Source organism: Gloeocapsa sp. DLM2.Bin57, assembly GCA_007693955.1.
In the GTDB taxonomy this organism is placed as follows: Bacteria; Cyanobacteriota; Cyanobacteriia; order Cyanobacteriales; family Gloeocapsaceae; genus Gloeocapsa.
In genome coordinates this window covers 1-20347 of the sequence record RECR01000125.1, presented here as the reverse complement: position 1 = coordinate 20347, position 20347 = coordinate 1, and the positions used below count along the sequence as shown (strand labels likewise).

At 39.5% G+C, this 20347-nt stretch carries 15 protein-coding genes and 1 pseudogene; 11 read left to right on the top strand and 5 right to left on the bottom strand.

All coding sequences use genetic code 11. The annotated features are described in order from the left end of the window. Positions 1-6 precede the first annotated feature (6 nt). Complete coding sequence (thiO, locus tag EA365_15820) at positions 7-1914, top strand: glycine oxidase ThiO (GenBank protein TVQ42201.1); 1908 nt, start codon at positions 7-9, stop codon at positions 1912-1914. On the opposite strand, the gene cbiE is transcribed toward thiO, so the two are convergent. From cbiE to EA365_15805, 3 genes are read right to left on the bottom strand one after another with little or no spacing between them, the layout of a single operon-like run. Then, the gene (cbiE, locus tag EA365_15815; protein ID TVQ42200.1) at positions 1894-3141 is read right to left on the bottom strand and encodes a precorrin-6y C5,15-methyltransferase (decarboxylating) subunit CbiE; all 1248 of its coding nucleotides are present in this window, start codon (positions 3139-3141) and stop codon (positions 1894-1896) included. The two genes, thiO and cbiE, sit on opposite strands and share 21 nt — an antisense overlap. Then, positions 3138-3749 (bottom strand): cobalt-precorrin-8X methylmutase, encoded by a 612-nt coding sequence (locus EA365_15810; protein TVQ42199.1) that lies wholly within the window; start codon positions 3747-3749, stop codon positions 3138-3140. Before EA365_15810 ends, cbiE begins: the two co-directional genes overlap by 4 nt. Continuing rightward, positions 3746-4519, bottom strand: a complete 774-nt coding sequence (locus EA365_15805) for a DUF1868 domain-containing protein (GenBank protein TVQ42198.1) — start codon at positions 4517-4519, stop codon at positions 3746-3748. Before EA365_15805 ends, EA365_15810 begins: the two co-directional genes overlap by 4 nt. A gap of 19 nt (positions 4520-4538) precedes the next feature. On the opposite strand from EA365_15805, the gene holA reads away from it, so the two are divergent. From holA to EA365_15760, 9 genes are all read left to right on the top strand, one after another. Continuing rightward, the gene (holA, locus tag EA365_15800; GenBank protein ID TVQ42197.1) at positions 4539-5528 is read left to right on the top strand and encodes a DNA polymerase III subunit delta; all 990 of its coding nucleotides are present in this window, start codon (positions 4539-4541) and stop codon (positions 5526-5528) included. Between the two features lie 117 nt (positions 5529-5645). Continuing rightward, positions 5646-6272 carry a GTP cyclohydrolase I FolE gene (gene folE / locus EA365_15795; GenBank protein TVQ42196.1) on the top strand — a complete coding sequence of 209 codons (627 nt, stop codon included), beginning with the start codon at positions 5646-5648 and terminating at the stop codon, positions 6270-6272. A gap of 74 nt (positions 6273-6346) precedes the next feature. Further along, positions 6347-7357 carry a GTP-binding protein gene (locus tag EA365_15790; GenBank protein ID TVQ42195.1) on the top strand — a complete coding sequence of 337 codons (1011 nt, stop codon included), beginning with the start codon at positions 6347-6349 and terminating at the stop codon, positions 7355-7357. 22 nt (positions 7358-7379) lie between these two features. Beyond that, positions 7380-8381, top strand: a complete 1002-nt coding sequence (gene hemB / locus EA365_15785) for a porphobilinogen synthase (GenBank protein ID TVQ42194.1) — start codon at positions 7380-7382, stop codon at positions 8379-8381. 49 nt (positions 8382-8430) lie between these two features. Continuing rightward, positions 8431-9429 carry a hypothetical protein gene (locus EA365_15780; GenBank protein ID TVQ42193.1) on the top strand — a complete coding sequence of 333 codons (999 nt, stop codon included), beginning with the start codon at positions 8431-8433 and terminating at the stop codon, positions 9427-9429. After that, positions 9426-11267, top strand: a complete 1842-nt coding sequence (locus tag EA365_15775) for a threonine--tRNA ligase (GenBank protein TVQ42192.1) — start codon at positions 9426-9428, stop codon at positions 11265-11267. Before EA365_15780 ends, EA365_15775 begins: the two co-directional genes overlap by 4 nt. A gap of 52 nt (positions 11268-11319) precedes the next feature. Then, a complete protein-coding gene (locus tag EA365_15770; protein ID TVQ42191.1) occupies positions 11320-12105 on the top strand; it encodes a hypothetical protein in 786 nt (261 codons plus the stop codon). Then, positions 12102-12917 carry a metallophosphoesterase gene (locus EA365_15765; protein TVQ42190.1) on the top strand — a complete coding sequence of 272 codons (816 nt, stop codon included), beginning with the start codon at positions 12102-12104 and terminating at the stop codon, positions 12915-12917. The genes EA365_15770 and EA365_15765 overlap by 4 nt, the downstream gene beginning before the upstream one ends. Positions 12918-12919: 2 nt before the next feature. Beyond that, the gene (locus tag EA365_15760) at positions 12920-13618 is read left to right on the top strand and encodes a metallophosphatase (protein TVQ42189.1); all 699 of its coding nucleotides are present in this window, start codon (positions 12920-12922) and stop codon (positions 13616-13618) included. A gap of 430 nt (positions 13619-14048) precedes the next feature. Here the strand turns inward: EA365_15760 and psaB are convergent, their stop codons facing one another. Together psaB and psaA are read right to left on the bottom strand one after the other, a co-directional pair. Beyond that, positions 14049-16265 carry a photosystem I core protein PsaB gene (psaB, locus tag EA365_15755; GenBank protein ID TVQ42188.1) on the bottom strand — a complete coding sequence of 739 codons (2217 nt, stop codon included), beginning with the start codon at positions 16263-16265 and terminating at the stop codon, positions 14049-14051. A gap of 133 nt (positions 16266-16398) precedes the next feature. Next, positions 16399-18654 (bottom strand): photosystem I core protein PsaA, encoded by a 2256-nt coding sequence (gene psaA, locus EA365_15750; protein TVQ42187.1) that lies wholly within the window; start codon positions 18652-18654, stop codon positions 16399-16401. Positions 18655-19014: 360 nt separating this feature from the next. Here psaA and EA365_15745 point away from each other — a divergent pair. After that, positions 19015-20166 (top strand): annotated as a pseudogene (locus EA365_15745) (hypothetical protein). Positions 20167-20347: the final 181 nt, after the last annotated feature.

The window sequence follows — 20347 nt, the reverse complement described above, 5'->3', positions numbered from 1 at the left end:
AATTCTATGCAAAAAACAACAGAAATATTAATTATCGGTGCAGGAATCAATGGATTAGCCATCGCTATCGATTTAAAACTACGTGGAGCTACAGTTAAAATACTTAGTCGTAACCCTCAAGAAGTAGCAACCTTAGCAGCAGCGGGAATGCTCGCCCCAGGAGCAGAACAATTACCACCAGGTCCACTAGCAGAATTAGCAGAGCGATCGCGTTGGTTATATCCCGAATGGGTACGCAAAATCGAAGAATTAACCCAATTAAACGTTGGTTATTGGTCATGTGGAATTCTCGCTCCAGTTTACACAACTCCCGAGTCAACAGAGGGTTTCTGGTTAGATAGAGAAGGAATTAACCTGATCCAACCAGGATTAGGAACAGAAGTAGTAGGGGGTTATTGCTATCCCGAAGATGGACAAGTAGATCCCAGGGAATTGTACAAAGCATTACTAAAAGCCGTAGAAATATTAGAAATCGAACTGATACAAGGAATAACCGTCGAAGCGATCGCCCAAAGACAGGGTAAAGTAGAAAGTGTGCGCACTAAACAAGGAGATTTCTACGCCGAAACCTACGTATTAACAGCAGGTGCTTGGTCAAGTCAACTCTACCCCCTGCCAGTATATCCCGTCAAAGGTCAGATGTTAGCCTTACAAATGCCCTCGGGAACAGAATTACCCCTACAAAGGGTACTCTATGGACCACAAACCTATTTAGTACCTAGACAAAGTGGTCGTTTAATCGTGGGAGCAACTTCAGAGAAAGTCGGTTATCAAGCTAATAATACACCTCAAGGGATAAAAACTTTATTAAATAACGCTATTCGTCTCTATCCCACTTTGCAAGATTGGTCTATAGAGAGTTTTTGGTCGGGTTTTCGTCCCGGCACTCCAGACGAACTACCTATACTAGGTAAGAGTAATTGTGATAATTTAATTTTAGCTACTGGTCATTACCGTAATGGGATATTATTAGCACCAGTGACAGCTTCTATCATTGCTAATCTGATTATTAATCAACAGTCAGATCCCCTGTTGACACATTTTAACTGCGATCGCTTTTATCGTCCTGTAAGTAAACCTATGACAGCTTTAATTCCCTCCACTCCCTCTATTCCTACCCTAACAGAGGACCAGTTACAAATCGCTGGTAAAACTTTTCGTTCTCGTTTATTAACCGGTACAGGAAAATATCCCAATATCCCGACTATGCAAGCTAGTATTGAGTCTAGCGGTTGTGAAATCGTCACCGTAGCAGTACGTCGTGTTCAAACGAAAGCACCAGGACACGAGGGCTTAGCAGAAACTATCGATTGGCAAAAAATCTGGATGCTTCCTAACACCGCAGGATGTAAAACAGCAGAAGAAGCGATCAGGGTAGCTCGTTTAGGTAGGGAAATGGCTAAATTAGTAGGTCAAGAGGATAATAACTTTGTCAAGTTAGAAGTAATTCCCGACCCTAAGTATTTATTACCAGACCCCATCGAAACCCTGAAAGCAGCCTCCCAACTAGTTAAAGAAGGTTTCGCCGTTTTACCCTATATTAACGCAGATCCTCTCCTAGCTAAACGACTAGAAGAAGCTGGATGTGTTACCGTTATGCCACTCGGTTCACCCATCGGATCAGGTCAAGGTATTCGTAATGCTGCTAACATCGCTATTATTATTGAACAAGCTAACGTACCCGTAGTGGTAGATGCGGGAATAGGGACACCTAGTGAAGCAACTTTAGCCATGGAAATGGGTGCAGATGCAGTGTTGATTAATAGCGCGATCGCCCTAGCTAAAGATCCCCCTGCTATGGCTAAAGCTATGGGTATGGCTACGGTAGCAGGACGTATAGCTTATGTATCAGGACGTATGCCAGTCAAAGATTATGCTAGCGCGAGTTCTCCCCTAACTGGGACAGTAGGTTGATACTACTAGGGTGACGGGATTAAGGGGACTAAAACGGGTTAATTCTGCTACAGCAACAGAACGAGATAGCTGTATTTGCAATAAATGATAACCCCATTGCTGTTGTTTAAACCAAGCGATCGCCAACTGAAGATGTTCAACAGTAGCAAGGGCGATCGCTATTTTTCCCTGTGGTTTGATTTGACGGTGACATTGGTCTAAAATTGTTGTCAGATTACCACCACTTCCACCAATAAAAATACGGTCAGGATTGGGTAAATCAGCTAAAATAACGGGTGCTTCCCCATAAATAGGAGTGAGATTATTAACTGAGAGTCTTTGAAGGTTTTGCTCAATTAAACTAATTCCCATGGCGGTTTTTTCGATAGCATAAACATGAGAAGATGGTGATAAACGCGCTATTTCTAGAGCAACTGATCCTGTACCTGCGCCAATATCCCAGATAATTTGCTGGGGTTGTAAGTCTAATTCTGCTATTATTAATACCCGAATTTCTTTTTTAGTCATTAAACCAGGGCGATCGTCAAACCGGGAAAATACCTCATCGGGAATACCCAATAGAGGTAGATTATTAACTGTTAGGGGATGATCTTGACGGATTAAAATGACTACATTGAGAGGGGAAAATTCCCTAACGGATTCTGTGAGAAAGGTATCAATTTCATTAGCACTAATTTTAGTAATTTTTTCTTGACTACCTTCGAGATTTTCGCAGATCCACAAGTCATAACGATTGGGTAAAGCTACCTTGAGATGTTGAGCGATGACACGAGGATTATGTTGAGGATCTGTAAGTAGGGCGATTTTTTTAACTCCTCGTTGTAAAGCGAGAGTAAGTTGTTCTAAACTTCTGCCATGGATACTAATTAATTCTGCATCTTGCCAAGGTAGTTTAACACGACTAAAGGCTAATTGTACAGAAGTTAAATGAGGATGAAAAGTCAATTCTTCTGGGTTAAACTCATTAAGGAGTAAACGTCCTAAACCAAAAAAGAGAGGATCTCCACTTACGATAATAGCGATCGCCACTTTTGCTGTTAAAGCTAGGCGCAGTTGAGAGATAATCTCCTTAAAATCGGTTAAAAATAGTTTGGCTTGGGGATATTGGTTTAAATAACTCAGATGACGTTCACTCCCTACCAATAAATCGGCTTTCAGGATAATTGCTCTGGTTTTCTCATTTAAACCCGAGACACCATCTAAACCAATTCCTATCACATCTATCATATTTTTTGTGCAGCTAAAACGAGTAAAGCGTTAACAATAGCTGAAGCTACCGCAGATCCTCCCTTACGTCCTTTTACCACAATCTGAGGTATAATAGTATTAACTAAAGCTTGTTTAGCTTCAAGCACTTTGACAAAACCTACGGGTGCACCTATGATTAAAGCAGGTAAACAGTTATTTTGCTTAATTTCCTCACAAAGTGCTAATAAAGCAGTAGGTGCGTTTCCTATTACATAAATACCCTGGGGATATTGCTTGATTGCTGTTAAAATACCAGTTTCAGTGCGAGTTTTAGCTAGGATAGGAGTTTTAGCTAATTCTACTGCACTGATGACTGGATTATTAAAGGTTTTCGTTACTAAGGTTTTAATTCCTTGTTGCACCATAGTTACATCGGTAATAATGGGTAGTTTTCCACAGAGACTTTGTTTAGCGATGTTAATCACATCAGGGCTAAATTCGAGTAATTGGAGATACTCAAAATCAGCAGTAGCGTGAATGACGCGACGAGCGATCGCATACTCTGAGGGATTCAGATTATGTTGACCAATTTCTTGGTCAATAATCCGAAAACTCTCTATAACTATGGGATGATCAAGGTTATTCAAATAACGATTTCGGGCCAATTAGCTTCGCGATAATAATTAACCATATTATCAAATTTACGCAGTTGTATGCGCTGAATTTTCAGGGTGGGGGTTTCTTTATCTATCCATTGTTCATTAATTTTGGTAATAATCTCTAAAAGGCGATCGCTATGTGATTCTGGGTTAACCTCCCCGAAATAACCCAAGGTAACATGACCTACAAAACTATGTTGTTGTTGTACTCCTAGTGCGATCATCAAACGATTTTGATATACTGCTTGTCTGATATTCATGATATGTAGATAATCAGATTCAGTTTTAGTCACTAAACAAATAGCTAAAGCGCGAGGAAAAACGGTCAATCCTAGTAATTGCAACTCGATCGCCTTATCAAATTTCTCCGATTCTTTATACTTGTCAAAACAGTTATTAGCCTCTTGCTTAAGGATATTATCAAAATCAGGATTTTCTTTAACTCCCGCTAGATAAGTACTATCCCAGACTAAATCAGCTACAGTTAAATGGAAACTTTCTGGTGGTAAACTAATCAATAACTCAGAGTCTAATGCTTTTACTAATTCTGCTTGACACTCTTGTAGAGAATTATAAAAAGCTTGATTATCCTGATCTTCAGCATAAGGAGGAGTCATAATAGTATAACCAGGAAAAGCCACTGGTTGACCCCCTTCAAACTTAGCGGATTTTTGAATATGATTAAGTTGTCCTTCTACGGTTGTTTTTAGGGTTAAGGGAACAACTCTATTAATATATTCTTGGTAAGTTTCGTTCAAATTTAAATTCCTCCAGTATATGCCAATTTATTTTTTTTGGGGAGACGATGATTTTAGTTTAAGACAAGCGATTCAGGAACTTAAAGACAAGGTAGTCGATCCTGACTGGCTATCATTTAACTATGATAAAATCTCAGGGGAGCAACCTGATGCAATTATTACTGGACTTAATCAAGCTATGAGTCCTGTATTTGGTTCAGGAGAAAGATTAATCTGGATCGAAGATACTACTATCGGTCAACAATGTCCCCCAGAATTATTATCACAGTTAGAAGCAAGATTACCGCAAGTTCTCCCCCAATCTCATTTACTATTTAGTTCTGGGAAAAAACCTGATGTACGGCTTAAAATAACCAAATTATTACAAAAATACGCTCAAGTTCAAGAGTTTTCTCTGATACCTCCCTGGAAAACTGAACAGATTTTACAACGAGTTCAACAAGTAGCTAGGGAAAAAGGTGTTAAACTCACTCCTCAAGCTGAAGAACTTCTCGCTGTTGCTGTGGGTAACCAGACTAGAGAATTGTACAACGAATTAGATAAGTTAAGTCTTTATCAATATAGTCAAACATCTCCTCTAGATGTCCAAGCGATCGCCCATTTAGTTAATCCTACTGCTCAAAATAGTTTACAATTAGCCGCGGCGATTCGTACAGCTTCCCAAGTCCAAGCTTTACGACTAATTACGGATTTACTTAATCTTAATGAACCTCCCCTAAAAATTGTCGCTACTCTCTTAGGACAATTTCGGACTTGGACTATCGTTAAAGTTATGTTAGATAGTGGTGAGACTGATGAACAATTAATCGCTAAGACAGCTGGAATTGCTAACTATAAAAGAATTCATTTTTTACGTCAAGAAATTAACCGTTGTTCCTCTCGACAGTTATTAGCTACTCTTACAATTTTACTACAATTAGAATATCAACTTAAACGCGGTTATGAACCTTTATCTACTCTCAAAATTAAAATTATTGAACTTTGTACTATTTTTCAGTCTTTACGGTAAAAAAATTTTCAGTGATTTAATTGTTTCGGGTCTTACCAAATATAATCTAATTTGGCTAAACTGTGCTAACATATGATAATGATTCTCATTCTAATATAGGAGTCCTTGTCTAATCTCATGACTTTAACCCCATCTAACCCTCGATTAATTACAGAAGCCCAACCTGTTGTAACGGAAGCAGAAATGATTGAAGCAGTAAAAACCCTACTCTTAGGATTAGGGGAAAATCCAGACAGAGAGGGGCTCAAAGATACCCCTAAACGTGTGGTAAAAGCTTTAAAATTTCTGACTTCTGGCTATCATCAAACTCTTGATGAGTTATTAAATGGGGCAGTATTTCACGAAAATACCAATGAAATGGTCTTAGTAAGGGATATAGATTTGTTTAGTTCTTGTGAACATCATATTCTACCAATTTTAGGAAGAGCACACGTTGCCTATATTCCTAATGGTAAAGTGATTGGACTGTCCAAAATTGCCCGCATCTGTGAAATGTATGCAAGACGTTTACAAGTACAAGAACGCTTGACAGCACAAATCGCTGATGCTTTACAGGGTTTGCTTCAGCCTCAAGGTGTAGCAGTATTAGTAGAAGCAACCCACATGTGTATGGTAATGCGTGGGGTACAAAAACCAGGCTCATGGACTTCTACTAGTGCAGTTAGAGGTGTATTCGCCAATGATGCTAAAACTAGACAAGAATTCATGAGTTTAATTTCCCATCAACCTAGTTTTAACACCTAAAAAGTTTGTGTTGCGTGCCATGATGTGGGATATCTTCTCACATCTTGTCCTAATCTCTTACTCCTAATAAATTGATGATTCAACAACAATCCCCAGAGCAAATTCTTTCCCTAAATATCCCTAAGCAAGGGTTACCTGTGACCATTATTACAGGGTTTCTTGGTAGTGGTAAAACAACCCTTCTTAATTATATTTTAAGTAATAATCACGATTTAAAAATAGCAGTTTTAGTTAATGAGTTTGGTGATATTGATATTGATAGTCAATTATTGGTATCAGTTGACGAAAATATGGTGACTCTGAGTAATGGTTGTATCTGTTGCACCATTAATGATGATTTGATTGAAGCTGTCTATCAAGTATTAGAACTAGATGAAAAAGTTGACTACTTAATAGTTGAAACTACAGGATTAGCAGATCCTTTACCTATAGCTTTGACTTTTTTAAGTACAGAATTACGGGATTTAGTTAGACTAGATTCTATCTTAACCTTAGTTGATGCGGAAACCTTTACATCTGAACATTTTGAAAGCGAATCAGCTTTAAAACAAATAATTTATGGGGATATTATTTTAGTTAATAAAACTGATTTAGTTGCAGCAAATCAAATTAAGCTCTTGGAAAAAGATATACAGACAATAAAAGTAGGAGCAAGAATTTTATATTCTCAATATGGTAAAGTTCCTCTCCCCCTTATTTTAGACATAGGAATGTGTAATCAGTCTCTTTTTTCTCAAAAAATAGAAGGTGAGCATCACCATGATCATGACCATCATCATTCTCATCATTTAGAAATAGATGGCTTTGTAGCCGTATCTTTTGAAAGAGATCGCCCTTTTCATCTAGATAAGTTCCAAAACTTTTTAAGCGATCAAAAATTAAATAATGTTTTTCGTGCTAAAGGAATTCTTTGGTTTATTGAGAGTGAGTTGCGACATATTTTTCAACTAAGTGGAAAGCGCTACGATATTGAGGCTGAACAATGGCAAGGAATTAGACGTAACCAATTAGTTTTGATTGGTCGTGATTTAAATGTTTCAGAAATTCGTCAAGGTTTAGAGCAATGTTTAGTTAAAAACTTTTAACCCTAATTAGTGAGGAAAAATAATGAACTATTTATCTAATGATACTTCTTTATCTCTATTTTATCGTCCACGTCGTCTGCGTCGCACTCCTGCTTTACGTAGTTTAATTAGAGAAAATGAACTAAAAGTTGATGATTTAATTTATCCAGTTTTCGTGAGAGAGGGAGTAAATCAAAAAGAAGAAATATCTTCTTTACCAGGATGTTATCGTTATTCTCTGGATTTACTTGTAAAAGAAATTCAAGAAGCTAGTAATTTAGGAATTAAGGCGGTTGCTTTATTTCCTTTGGTTGAAGCCGAAAAAAAAGATAATCTAGGTCAAGAAAGTTATAATCCTGATGGTTTAGTTCAACGTAGCATTAAAGCAATTAAAGAAAAAAATCCTGAGATAGTTTTGATAACCGATGTTGCTTTAGATCCTTTTTCTATCTATGGACATGATGGTATAGTCAAAGATGGAGAAATTCTTAACGATGAGACAGTAGAAGTCTTGGTAAAAATGGCTCTCTCACAGGCTGAGGCGGGCACTGATTTTGTAGCTCCTTCTGATATGATGGATGGCAGAATAGGCGCTATTCGTCAAGCATTAGATGCTCAAGGTTATTATCATGTAGGAATTTTGGCTTATTCTGCTAAATACGCTTCAGCTTATTATGGTCCTTTTCGAGATGCTTTGGAATCTACTCCCCAATTTGGGGATAAGAAAACTTATCAGATGGATACGGGTAATTCTAGAGAAGCTATCAAAGAGGTGGAATTAGATATTAAAGAAGGTGCTGATTTAGTAATGATTAAACCTGCTTTAGCTTATTTAGATATTATTTATCGAGTAAAGCAAATGACTAATTTGCCGGTAGTTGCTTATAACGTTTCAGGAGAATATGCGATGATTAAAGCAGCAGCCCAACAAGGTTGGATTGACGAAAAACAAGTTGTTTTAGAAACTCTCCTTAGTATTAAAAGAGCTGGTGCTGACTTGATTTTGACTTATTTTGCTAAAGAAGTAGCCCAATTGTTGCAGTAATTTTTGACAACCTTGTTATATGATAATGATAATCATTAAATAAAAAGAGATGATAGTTAAAATCAACAAGAGTTTTCAAAAAGCAGCTTTATGTAGTGTAATTTTAACCTGTTCTTCGGTATCTCAAGCTACTACACTATATGAATATTCGAGTTTTGTTATAGATGATGCTTCCTTTACATCAATCAAAGCGATAGATAATTATGGACAGTTTGTGGGAGATACTAATGCGGGGGGAGTTGATGCTATTACTTACTTTGTTAATCAAAATCAAGAGCTTAATTTTTTGTCTGCACCCTTACCCTCAGCGCCAGCCACTTTAGTATGGGATCTTAACGATAATCAGGATATAGTTGGCTATTTTTTTACTACTCCTGATTTTATTGAGGCTGAACCATATATTTACAGTAATGGTAATTTTATTTTACCTGAATTGTTTCCTGAAAGAGATGATATCCCAGATTTAGAATTTTCGGGAATTAATAATAACGGGCAAATTGTTGGCTTTTATTTTAATCAAGATTTTAGTGATGCTAATGGATTTTTTATTAATCAGCCTAATTTTAGTCAAATAGAGACTATTGATTTAGAACCAATTAATATACCTAATGCTGACAAAATCTTTCCTTGGGGAATAAATGATCAGGGAAATATTACGGGACAATTTAGAGATGAAAACGGTACTCAGGGGTTTTTGTTAGAAGGAGAACAAATTACCACAATTAACTTTCCTGGTGCTAACTTAACCAGAGCACGTGGTCTTAACAATAACAATCAAATAGTGGGAGTATTCAATTTACCAGAGACAGGAGATACTTGGCGTTCTTTTATCTGGGATAATAATAGTTTTCTCGAAATTGCTTTTCCAGGTGCTGTGGCTACTTTAGCAGACAATATAAATGATGCTGGGGTAATTGTCGGTCAATATTTTGACAGTGAAGGAAATGTTAAAGGCTTTCAAGCTACACCTATTCCCGAACCTTCAACAATATTGAGCACTTTTGTAATAATAACATTTTTAGGTTTAAAGGGCAAATTAAAATTATGATTAATCAACTAGAAAAATCTCCAAAGGATTTAGAACAATTAATTAAAATTCGTCACACCTGCGCCCATATTTTAGCAATGGCGGTACAGAAGTTATTCCCAGAGACTAAAGTCACTATTGGTCCAGTTACAGAAATGGGGTTTTATTATGACTTTGACCGTCAAACTCCTTTTACTCCAGAAGACTTGCAAAAGATTGAACAAGAAATGCGCCGAATCATTAAAGCTAATCTACCTATCATTAAAGAAGTGGTAGAGCGCGCCGAAATTAGAGCCGAAATTGCACAACTAAATGAATCATATAAGCTCGAAATCCTCGATAATATACCTGCAGAAGAAACTATTACTCGTTATTTTCTTGGTAGTCCTGATAGTGGTAGGGGTAATAGAAAAGTTGAACCTTCTTTAATAGATCCGGTGATTTCTCCCCCTGAAGAGTTTTGGTGGGATTTATGCGCCGGTCCTCATCTTAACTTTACAGGAGAAATTAATCCAGATGCTTTCGCTTTAGAAAGTGTAGCAGGAGCATATTGGCGAGGAGATGAAAGCCAACCTCAGTTACAGAGAATTTATGGAACAGCTTGGTTAAATCCAGAACAACTACAAGCTTACCTACAACAACAAGAAGAAGCCAGACGTCGAGATCATCGTAAATTGGGGCGACAACTCAAACTATTTAGTATTCAAGAAGATGCAGGAGGAGGTTTAGTTTTTTGGCATCCTAGGGGTGCTACCATACGTTATCTAATCGAGGACTATTGGCGTCAAGCTCACCTAGAAGCGGGTTATCAACTTTTATATACTCCTCACCTAGCTAATTTAGAACTCTGGAAAACTTCGGGACATTGGAACTTTTATCGAGAAAATATGTTTGAGGCGATCGCCATCGAAGCTCAAAGTTATCAACTCAAACCGATGAACTGTCCTTTTCATGTTTTGACTTATCAGGATGAACTCCACTCCTATAGAGAATTTCCCCTGAAATGGGCAGAATTAGGTACAGTCTATCGTTATGAGCGCTCAGGGGCTTTACACGGGTTAATGCGGGTACGTGGGTTTACTCAGGATGATGCCCATATTTTTTGTTTACCAGAACAAATTACCTCGGAAATTTTCGGTGTTTTAAATTTGACTGAAAAAATACTTTCAGACTTTGGGTTTACTGATTATGAGATTAATTTATCTACTCGTCCTAAAAAGTATGTAGGAACTGACCAAGCTTGGGATTTAGCTACTGAGGCTTTAATTGAAGCTTTAAATATTAAACAATGGGATTATGTAGAAGATCAAGGTGGAGGGGCTTTCTATGGTCCTAAAATCGATCTGAAAATTCAAGATGCTATTGGTAGAATGTGGCAATGTTCTACCATTCAAGTTGATTTTAATTTACCCGAACGTTTTAACATGGAATACGTGGCAGCCGATGGGACTCGTCAACGCCCAATTATGATTCATCGGGCTATTTTTGGCTCTTTAGAACGATTTTTTGGCATTTTAATTGAAAATTACGCGGGAGATTTTCCTCTGTGGTTAGCTCCAATTCAAGTACGCTTATTACCTGTAGGGGATGAACAACGCGAATATGGAGAATTAGTAGCAAGTAAACTTAAAAAAGCGGGATATCGGGTAGAAGTAGATAAAAGCGGTGAACGCTTGGCTAAACAAATTCGTACTAGTGAATTAGAGAAAATCCCTGTGGTGGCTATTATTGGTAAGCGAGAAGTGGAAAGTCAAACTCTGAGTATCCGCACTCGCAGAGGAGGAGATTTGGGAACTATGACTGTTGAGTTTTTACAAGAAGAGTTAAAAAAAGCGGTCACAGCAAAGACTAGTATTTAAAATGATAATCATTTATAATAAGTTAATAACAATGTTAATTGTGTAGAACTTAATGATTACGGCAATTTCAGGACTACCGGGTTCTGGTAAAACTGAGTGGATTAGAGAACAAATAGCTCGAAATCAAAGAAAGGCTGTGTATTTTAGTCCTCAAACAGCCAATTTTCCCATTGATGACCTTCGTTTACAGAGTACTGAATCAAAAGTACAGGTTTTTTTCACCGGAGGAATAGAAGAGTTATCTAAGTTTGCTCAAACAGGAGGGGAAGTTTATCTAGAATTGCCATGGCATTTAGATTTATTAGCTGCTGAATCTTTGTTACAAAAGCTAAATTGTCACCGAGTTGCTATCATTTCGAGTCCTGAAGATTGCTTTCAGTGGCAAAGTTGGGCAGATGAGCTAGTTTTAAATTATCGTACCGGGATAGATAAATGGCTCTCTAGATTAGAAAAACAGCAATTAAAAATACAACAAGCTCTTTTAAGGGGAGAAGTCTTAGATTTTTCCAGTTTAGAGACTTTTTGGAGAGAATTAACAGAGGGAGCTTATGGTGAGGTATTTCGTGTTAAAGGAATTTTTGATATAGCACAAGGAGAGTCTATTTATGGAGAATTCAGTTGTGGATTACCTCCGCAAGACTTTGAATCTTTGCAATTACCTTTAAGTTTGCAGGGGAGACCAGAACGGTTTAGTGGTATAGAAATCATTGGAGATAATCTAGATAAAGAAGCGATCGCTGATACCCTAGGAGATTGTTGTCTTTCAGACGAAGCCATATTTTATTATCAAGAACAAATCAAACAGTCTTTAAGCTTAGAAGAAGAGGAAATACAATGAAAATAGCTGTTATGTCCTGTATTCATGGCAATATGGCTGCTTTAGAAGCAGTATTAGAAGATATAAGGAAAAACGACTGTGCAGAAATTTATTGTCTGGGGGATTTAGTGGGATATGGACCATTTCCCAATGAAGTTGTCGAAACTATTCGGGAACTGAATATTCCCACAGTTCAAGGTTGTTGGGATGAGGATATTGTCGAAGGTTTAAACGCCTGTGAATGTAGCTATCCTTCTTTATTAGCCGAAAAAAGAGGTAAATTAGCTCATGAATGGACTAATCAACAGATTAACGCCGAAAACCGCCAATATCTTGCTGAACTACCCGAAACTCTTAAGGTTAATAATCTTTGTTTTGTACATGGTAGTCCTCAAAGTAACCATGAATATCTGTTGCCAGAAATAAATGCGTTTACTGCTTTAGAGCGGGTTTTATCCGTAGATGCTGATGTCTTGTTTTGTGGTCATACTCATGTTCCTTATGTACGAAATCTTGAATCAGGACAACTAACCATTAAAGTTAACCTTTCTAAGGATAATAATCAGATATCTGAGAGCTTTTCTACTCCTCTAAAACGTATTATTAATGTAGGTTCAGTAGGTGAACCTCGTCATGGTCGTCCTAATGCGACTTACGTCATTTATGATACCAACACGGCAGCAGTACAGTTACAAGAAATAGCTTATGATTATCAAAAGACTTGTAAAGCCTTGTTAGAAAAAGGTTTACCCCCGATTTTTGCTTGGCGACTTATCAAAGGCTGGGAATACGCCGAAAAAGCTGAAGATCCTACTCATGTGTGTGAACGTTAATTATGTGGGCAATTTTAGCGGGAATCGAAGGTAATTATCCAGCTTATCAAGCTGTTCTCAAGGATATTAAAAGCCAAACTAAAGCAGTTGAAGAATTATATATTCTCGGTGATATAGTAGGTCCTAGAGCAGAAACTGAAACATTGGTTCAAAGTCTTCTTAATCCTTTTGATGGTGAATTATTTCCTCAAATTTGTCGAGGTTGGTGGGAAGAACAATGCTTAATTCTACACGGTTTAAGTGGGACAACTCAAGCCACAGAATTATTAGATAGATATGGAGATGATACGGTAAAAAATCTCTGGAATTTTGTTTCTCGTGAAACAGTGGAATGGATACGAAAGTTAGATTTTGGTTTTGTGGAATTAGATTGTTTACTTATCCATGGCAGTGGTGTTAGTGTTAGTGAGGAGTTAACTCCGAATACACCACCCTGGCGAGTTTTAGATCGTCTTGGGCGTTTTGGGGTTAATCAGCTTTTTTGTGGTCGCTCTGGTCAAATTTTTGAATACCAACTACAACAAGGCTCGATTATTTCCAGTGTAACTACCCTTGAAAATCAGTCTTCTCCTGAAACTATCACAACTTCTCAAAAACGAATTATAGGAGTAGGAAATGTGGGTAAAACCCCTCATCAAGCTACTTATACTTTATATAATTCCCATAACAATTATTTGGAGTTTAGAGTAGTTTATTACTAGTACGGTGGTTAAGTTGTAGTGCTAAAGCCGATTGTATAGCGCTACGTGCAGGCAAAAGCTAGACTGCGGTGCGTATCCGAAGGATCTCGCGCAGCGAATCCCGCGCCGGTTTCCGGCGCCAAGGAACGTCGACCAAGCTAGGGAACGCGCACCAAGACAGTAATGGGTTTCATAATTTGAAAGAGTAGATAATCTTCTGTATAAAGTTGTGCTATTTTCATAATTTCTGTCTCCTTAATCGATTGAGAGAAGGCTAAAAATATAACGGAAGGCAAAAGGCAAGAGGCAAAAGTCAAAACCCATAAGTGGTATAGTGTTTAGCAGCAATAATATCTAATACCCTAACACCTATATAGTGATTTTAAAAACCCCCCAACTTTTTTAAGTTAGAGGGTTTTATTTAATTACCTAAACCGAGTAAATCTACTTATCAACCGAACTTACCAGCGGTAGAAGCAATTAAGAAAGCAGCGTAGGTAAAGATATATCCCACAGTGAAGTGAGCTAAACCAACCAAACGAGCTTGTACGATTGAGAGAGCAACGGGTTTGTCTTTCCAGCGAACTAGGTTAGCTAGAGGAGTACGTTCGTGTGCCCAAACAATAGTTTCGATTAACTCTTGCCAGTATCCTCTCCAAGAGATGAGGAACATGAAACCAGTAGCCCAAACTAGGTGACCAAAGAGGAACATCCAAGCCCAGACAGAAAGGTTGTTCACACCGTAGGGATTGTAACCGTTGATTAACTGAGCAGAATTAGCCCAGAGGTAATCGCGGAACCAACCCATGAGGTAGGTAGAGTTTTCGTTAAATTGAGCGACGTTGCCTTGCCAGATACCAAGATGCTTCCAGTGCCAGTAGAAGGTTACCCAGCCTAGAGTATTGAGCATCCAGAACATAGCGAGGTAGAAAGCGTCCCAAGCGGAGATATCACAAGTACCACCACGACCAGGACCATCGCAAGGGAAGGAGAAGCCGAAGTCTTTCTTATCGGGCATAAGTTTAGAACCACGGGCATCTAGAGCGCCTTTAACGAGGATCAAGGTAGTTGTGTGTAATCCAAGAGCTATCGCATGGTGTACTAAGAAGTCACCAGGTCCGATGGTCAAGAACAGGGAGTTTGTGCCACTGTTAATCGCATCTAACCAACCAGGTAACCAAACAGCGCTAGTGGTAGAAGCGATACTATCTGGGTTAGATAGTAAGATATCAAAACCATAGAGAGCTTTACCGTGAGTAGCTTGAATCCATTGTGCGAATACAGGCTCAATTAGGATTTGTTTTTCAGGAGTTCCGAAAGCAACTACTACATCATTGTGGACGTAGAGACCGAGAGTGTGGAAACCTAGGAAGAGAGAGACCCAGCTTAAGTGGGAGATAATCGCTTCTTTGTGTTCGAGAACTCGGGCTAATACGTTGTTTTTATTCGCTTCGGGGTCATAGTCTCTGACTAAGAAGATTGCACCGTGAGCGAAAGCACCTACCATGATGAAGCCAGCGATGTACTGGTGGTGAGTGTAGAGAGCAGCTTCAGTCGTATAGTCACGCGCCATAAATACATAGGGCGGGATGGCGTACATATGCTGCGCTACTAGAGAAGTAATTACACCTAGAGAAGCCAAAGCGAGGGCTAATTGGAAGTGTAAAGAGTTGTTAATTGTGTCGTAGAGACCAACGTGTCCTTCTCCGAGCATACCACCGAAGGGAGTACCTTGAGGGGGCTTGTGTGCTTTGAGAATCTCTTTGATGCTATGTCCGATACCGAAGTTGGTACGGTACATATGACCAGCGATGATAAAGATTACCGCGATCGCCAAGTGGTGATGAGCCATATCAGTCAACCACAGAGATTCTGTTTGAGGATGGAAGCCACCTAAGAAGGTTAGAATCGCTGTTCCTGCTCCTTGGGAAGTACCAAATACGTGGCTAGCGGTATCAGGATTTTGAGCGTACACTCCCCAGTTCCCTGTAAAGAAAGGTGCTAGACCTGCAGGGTGAGGAGGAGTGGACAGGAAGTTATCCCAACCGACGTGTTGACCACGAGATTCTGGAATAGCCACGTGTACTAAGTGACCTGTCCAAGCCAAAGAGCTTACCCCAAATAGACCTGCTAGGTGGTGGTTAAGACGTGACTCAGCGTTCTTGAACCAAGATAGGCTAGGACGGAACTTAGGTTGTAAGTGTAACCAGCCTGCGAACAAGAAAACAGAAGCCAGAATTAACAGGAATACTGCACCTTGGTAAAGGTCTTGATTGGTGGTTATCCCGATGGTATAGAACCAGTGATAAACCCCAGAGTAAGCGATGTTTACTGGATTAGATGCTCCAGCTTGAGTGAAGGCGTCTATTGCACCTTGACCGAAGTGAGGGTCCCAGATAGCGTGAGCGATGGGACGGACATTTAGAGGATCTTTGATCCATTGTTCAAAGTTACCTTGCCAGGCTACGTGGAAGAGAGTGCCGGAAGTCCACAGAAAGATAATCGCGATGTGTCCGAAATGAGAGGCAAAGATCTTTTGGTAAAGATTTTCCTCGGTCATACCATCGTGAGTTTCAAAGTCGTGGGCTGTAGCAATCCCGTACCAAATCCGACGTGTTGTTGGGTCTTGAGCGAGATCCTGGCTAAATTTGGGAAATTTAGTTGCCATAGCTATAAACAGAAGTTCTCCTGTTCGTGAACGATTGAGCTTATGCGGTATTTACTGCAGGTGATGCTTATTTTTGAGTTTATCCCTGGAACGGTTGTTCCAGGCGATAGGTAAGTAAATACTTACAGTTAGTTTAACCTACTGCAATTATCCTTGCTAGGAAGAACGCCCAGGTGGTAACAATTCCGCCTAGCAAGTAGTGGGCTACCCCTACAGCACGTCCCTGAATAATACTCAGAGCGCGAGGCTGAATCGCGGGGGCTACTCTTAGCTTGTTATGAGCCCAAACGATAGACTCAATCAACTCTTGCCAGTAACCACGTCCGCTGAAGAGGAACATTAAGCTAAAGGCGAAGATGAAGTGTCCTGCTAAGAACATTATGCCGTAAGCTGACAAAGCTGATCCATAGGAATTAATCACTTGTGCTGATTGAGCCCAGAGGAAGTCTCTTAGCCAACCATTAATGGTGATTGCGCTTTGAGCGAAGTTGCCAGAGGTGATGTGAGATACACTGCCATCGGGTAGTACTGTTCCCCATACATCTGACTGCATTTTCCAGCTAAAGTGGAAGATCACAATCGATAAGGAGTTGTACATCCAGAAGAGACCTAAGAATACGTGGTCCCAACCAGAAACTTGACAAGTACCGCCACGTCCTGGACCATCGCAAGGGAAGCGGAAGCCTAGGTTAGCTTTGTCAGGGATTAAGCGAGAGCTACGAGAGTAGAGTACCCCTTTGAGGAGAATCAAGACAGTTACGTGAATGGTGAAAGCATGAATATGATGCACCATAAAGTCTGCTGTTCCCAGGGTAATGGGCATCATCGCTACTTTTCCTGCTACAGCTACTATACCACCACCAAAAGCGTAGCTTACTGGTTCTAGTGCGTTAGGCGCTGTGCCTCCAGGTGCTAAGGTGTGTAGGTTTTGAATCCACTGTGCGAACACTGGCTGTAGCTGAATCGCTGTATCAGAAAACATATCCTGAGGGCGACCTAGAGCGCGCATGGTGTCGTTGTGGATATACAAACCGAAGCTATGGAAGCCTAGGAAGATACATACCCAGTTGAGGTGAGAAATGAGAGCATCTCTTTGACGAATGACTCTGTCTAGCAGGTTATCGATGTTTTTAGCTGGATCATAGTCGCGTACCATGAAGATCGCTGCGTGAGCGCCTGCTCCCACGATTAGGAAGCCACCAATCCACATATGGTGAGTAAAGATTGATAGTTGTGTTCCGTAATCTGTCGCTAGATAGGGATAGGGAGGCATCGCGTACATATGATGAGCCACGATGATGGTTAGAGAACCTAATAGGGCTAGGTTTAGCGCTAGTTGAGCGTGCCAAGATGTGGTCAATACTTCGTAGAGTCCTTGGTGGGTTGTGCCCGTGATGGGATCTCTTTGTCCTTCTAGGATTTCTTTGATGCTATGACCAATACCCCAGTTGGTACGATACATATGACCTGCAATGATGAAGAGCACGGCGATCGCCAAGTGGTGATGAGCTGTATCTGACAACCATAAGCCACCTGTTACTGGATTTAGTCCTCCTTTGAAGGTTAGGAAGTCTGAATATACTCCCCAATTCAGGGTAAAGAAGGGTGTTAATCCTTGGGCGAAACTAGGATATAGCTCTACCATCTTGCTGCTATCGAGAATAAACTCGTGAGGCAAGGGTATGTCTTGGGGGGCTACTCCTGCGTCTAACATTTTGTTAATTGGTAGGGATACGTGGATCTGGTGACCCGCCCAACCTAGAGAGCCTAATCCTAGTAAGCCTGCTAAGTGGTGGTTTAGCATTGATTCCACATTTTGGAACCATTCCAGTTTTGGTGCACGTTTGTGATAGTGAAACCAACCCGCAAACAGCATTAACGCTGCCATTACTAAACCGCCTATAGCTGTGCAATATAACTGATACTCGTTAGTAATACCAGAAGCACGCCAAAGTTGGAAAAATCCTGAGGTAATCTGAATTCCGTGGAACCCACCGCCTACATCGGCGTTGAGGATATCTTGACCTACTATTGGCCAAACTACTTGAGCGCTTGGCTTAATATTAGTGGGATCGCTTAACCAGGCTTCGTAGTTAGAAAAACGTGCGCCATGGAAGTACATCCCACTTAACCAAACGAATACTACGGCTAAGTGTCCAAAGTGAGCACTGAAGATCTTCCGTGAAATATCTTCTAGGTCACTTGTTTGACTGTCAAAATCGTGCGCATCAGCGTGGAGATTCCAAATCCAGGTTGTGGTTTTTGGCCCTCTCGCCAGAGTGCGATCAAAGTGACCCGGCTTCCCCCATTTCTCGAATGAGGTAGGCACTGGATCTTTATCTACTATTATTTTGGCTTTCGCCTCTTTCTCTGGGGGACTAATTGTCATGAGGGTGTCTCCTCTCTCGACAACAAAATTAGGGTTTGCAGTTTGTGAATCGTTTTGTTATTTTAGCTTCGGTCTGCAGTTTTTACTTGCGACCTTGTTTCTAAAATAGCGCAACTTTTCGTACTTTGTTTCTTTTTTTTGATGCAAAGCACTAATGATGATATTAATGCCTTTATGACTTTATTTTACTAATGATTAACAATATTTAAAATTAGCTCATTTTTCGCTCCTACGCTGCTTTTTCTGAACCTTTTTTTCTCTAAAAGTCAAGACTTTTTAACTTTTCTTAACAAAACTTAATTGTGCCTGAAGATACGTTATATTGCCAAATAGAGAGAATATTAATGAGTAACAGTAATTATGTTGACTTTAAAACATAGAGCTAAATCAATAAAAACAATTTTTGTCTATCTATTATTGCTCTTAGTGAGTTGGAGTTTAATTAGTTGTAGTGATAATCTAGAGAGTAAGAATCTTGGCGATCGTCCTGTCAGAGAAAACAAAACCCAACCTAATCGTCTCTCAGAGATTGCTCCTCCTCTGGTAATTAATCAATTAGACGCAATCTTAAGCAAATATCAACCACAAGTAAGTATAGTCACTCCACAACCAGATCAACTCTTTACCGAAAATACCGTAACCGTCAAACTAGACGTTAAAGATTTAGCAATTTTTCAAGATTCCCAGTTTAACCTCGGTCCTCATTTACAACTTATTGTAGATAACGAGAGATATCTATCTATATATGATCTCAATGAGCCAATCGTTTTAGAGGATTTAACACCAGGAACTCATACTCTGAGGGTATTTGCAGTGAAACCCTGGTTAGAAAGCTTTAAAAATGAGGGAGCTTACGCTCAAACAGCATTTCACGTTTACACTAAAACCGACAATACCCCTGATCCTTCTCTACCTTTATTAACCTATAACAGTCCTCAAGGTATTTATGGAGCAGAACCAATCATGTTAGACTTTTACCTAACTAATGCTCCTCTTCACTTCGTGGCTAGAGAAAATCCCGATGATAATATTAGTGATTGGCGTATTAAAGTAACCATCAATGATGAAAGTTTCCTACTAGATAGTTGGAAATCTTTATATTTAGAGGGGTTTCAACCAGGTATCAATTGGGTTAAATTAGAATTTATCGATGATCAAGGAGAAAAAATTAAGAATCTCTTTAATACTTCTGTACAGTTAGTTAACTATCAACCCAACAGAGAAGATAACCTCTCTAAACTAATTAGAGGTGAATTGTCTTTAGATACAGTACAATCTATCGTAGATCCTAATTATCTAGCTCCTGTTATCACTACTCCCGAGACTACTGTAGAGGAAGAAGTTACCGATATTCCCGAGACTAATAATATAGATAAGGAAGTAATAGAGATTCCCGAGACTACCCCAGAAGCGATCGAGATTCCCGAGACTACTGTAGAGGAAGAAGTTACCGAGATTCCCGAGACTACCCCAGAAGCGATCGAGATTCCCGAGACTGAGATAGATGCAATTCCCCTGACATTTAATGAGAAAATTAAAATAGAAGAATTGCAAAACTCTCAACTACTACAAAAAGTTTTCCGACAATTGGAAAAACTAGGTAATTAATACTGCGAGTATATACAGAGCGCTTTATATCGGAACTTCCCCCTGAAAAAAAATCAAGAAAGAGCTGAAAAGAGCTTCTAGAAGA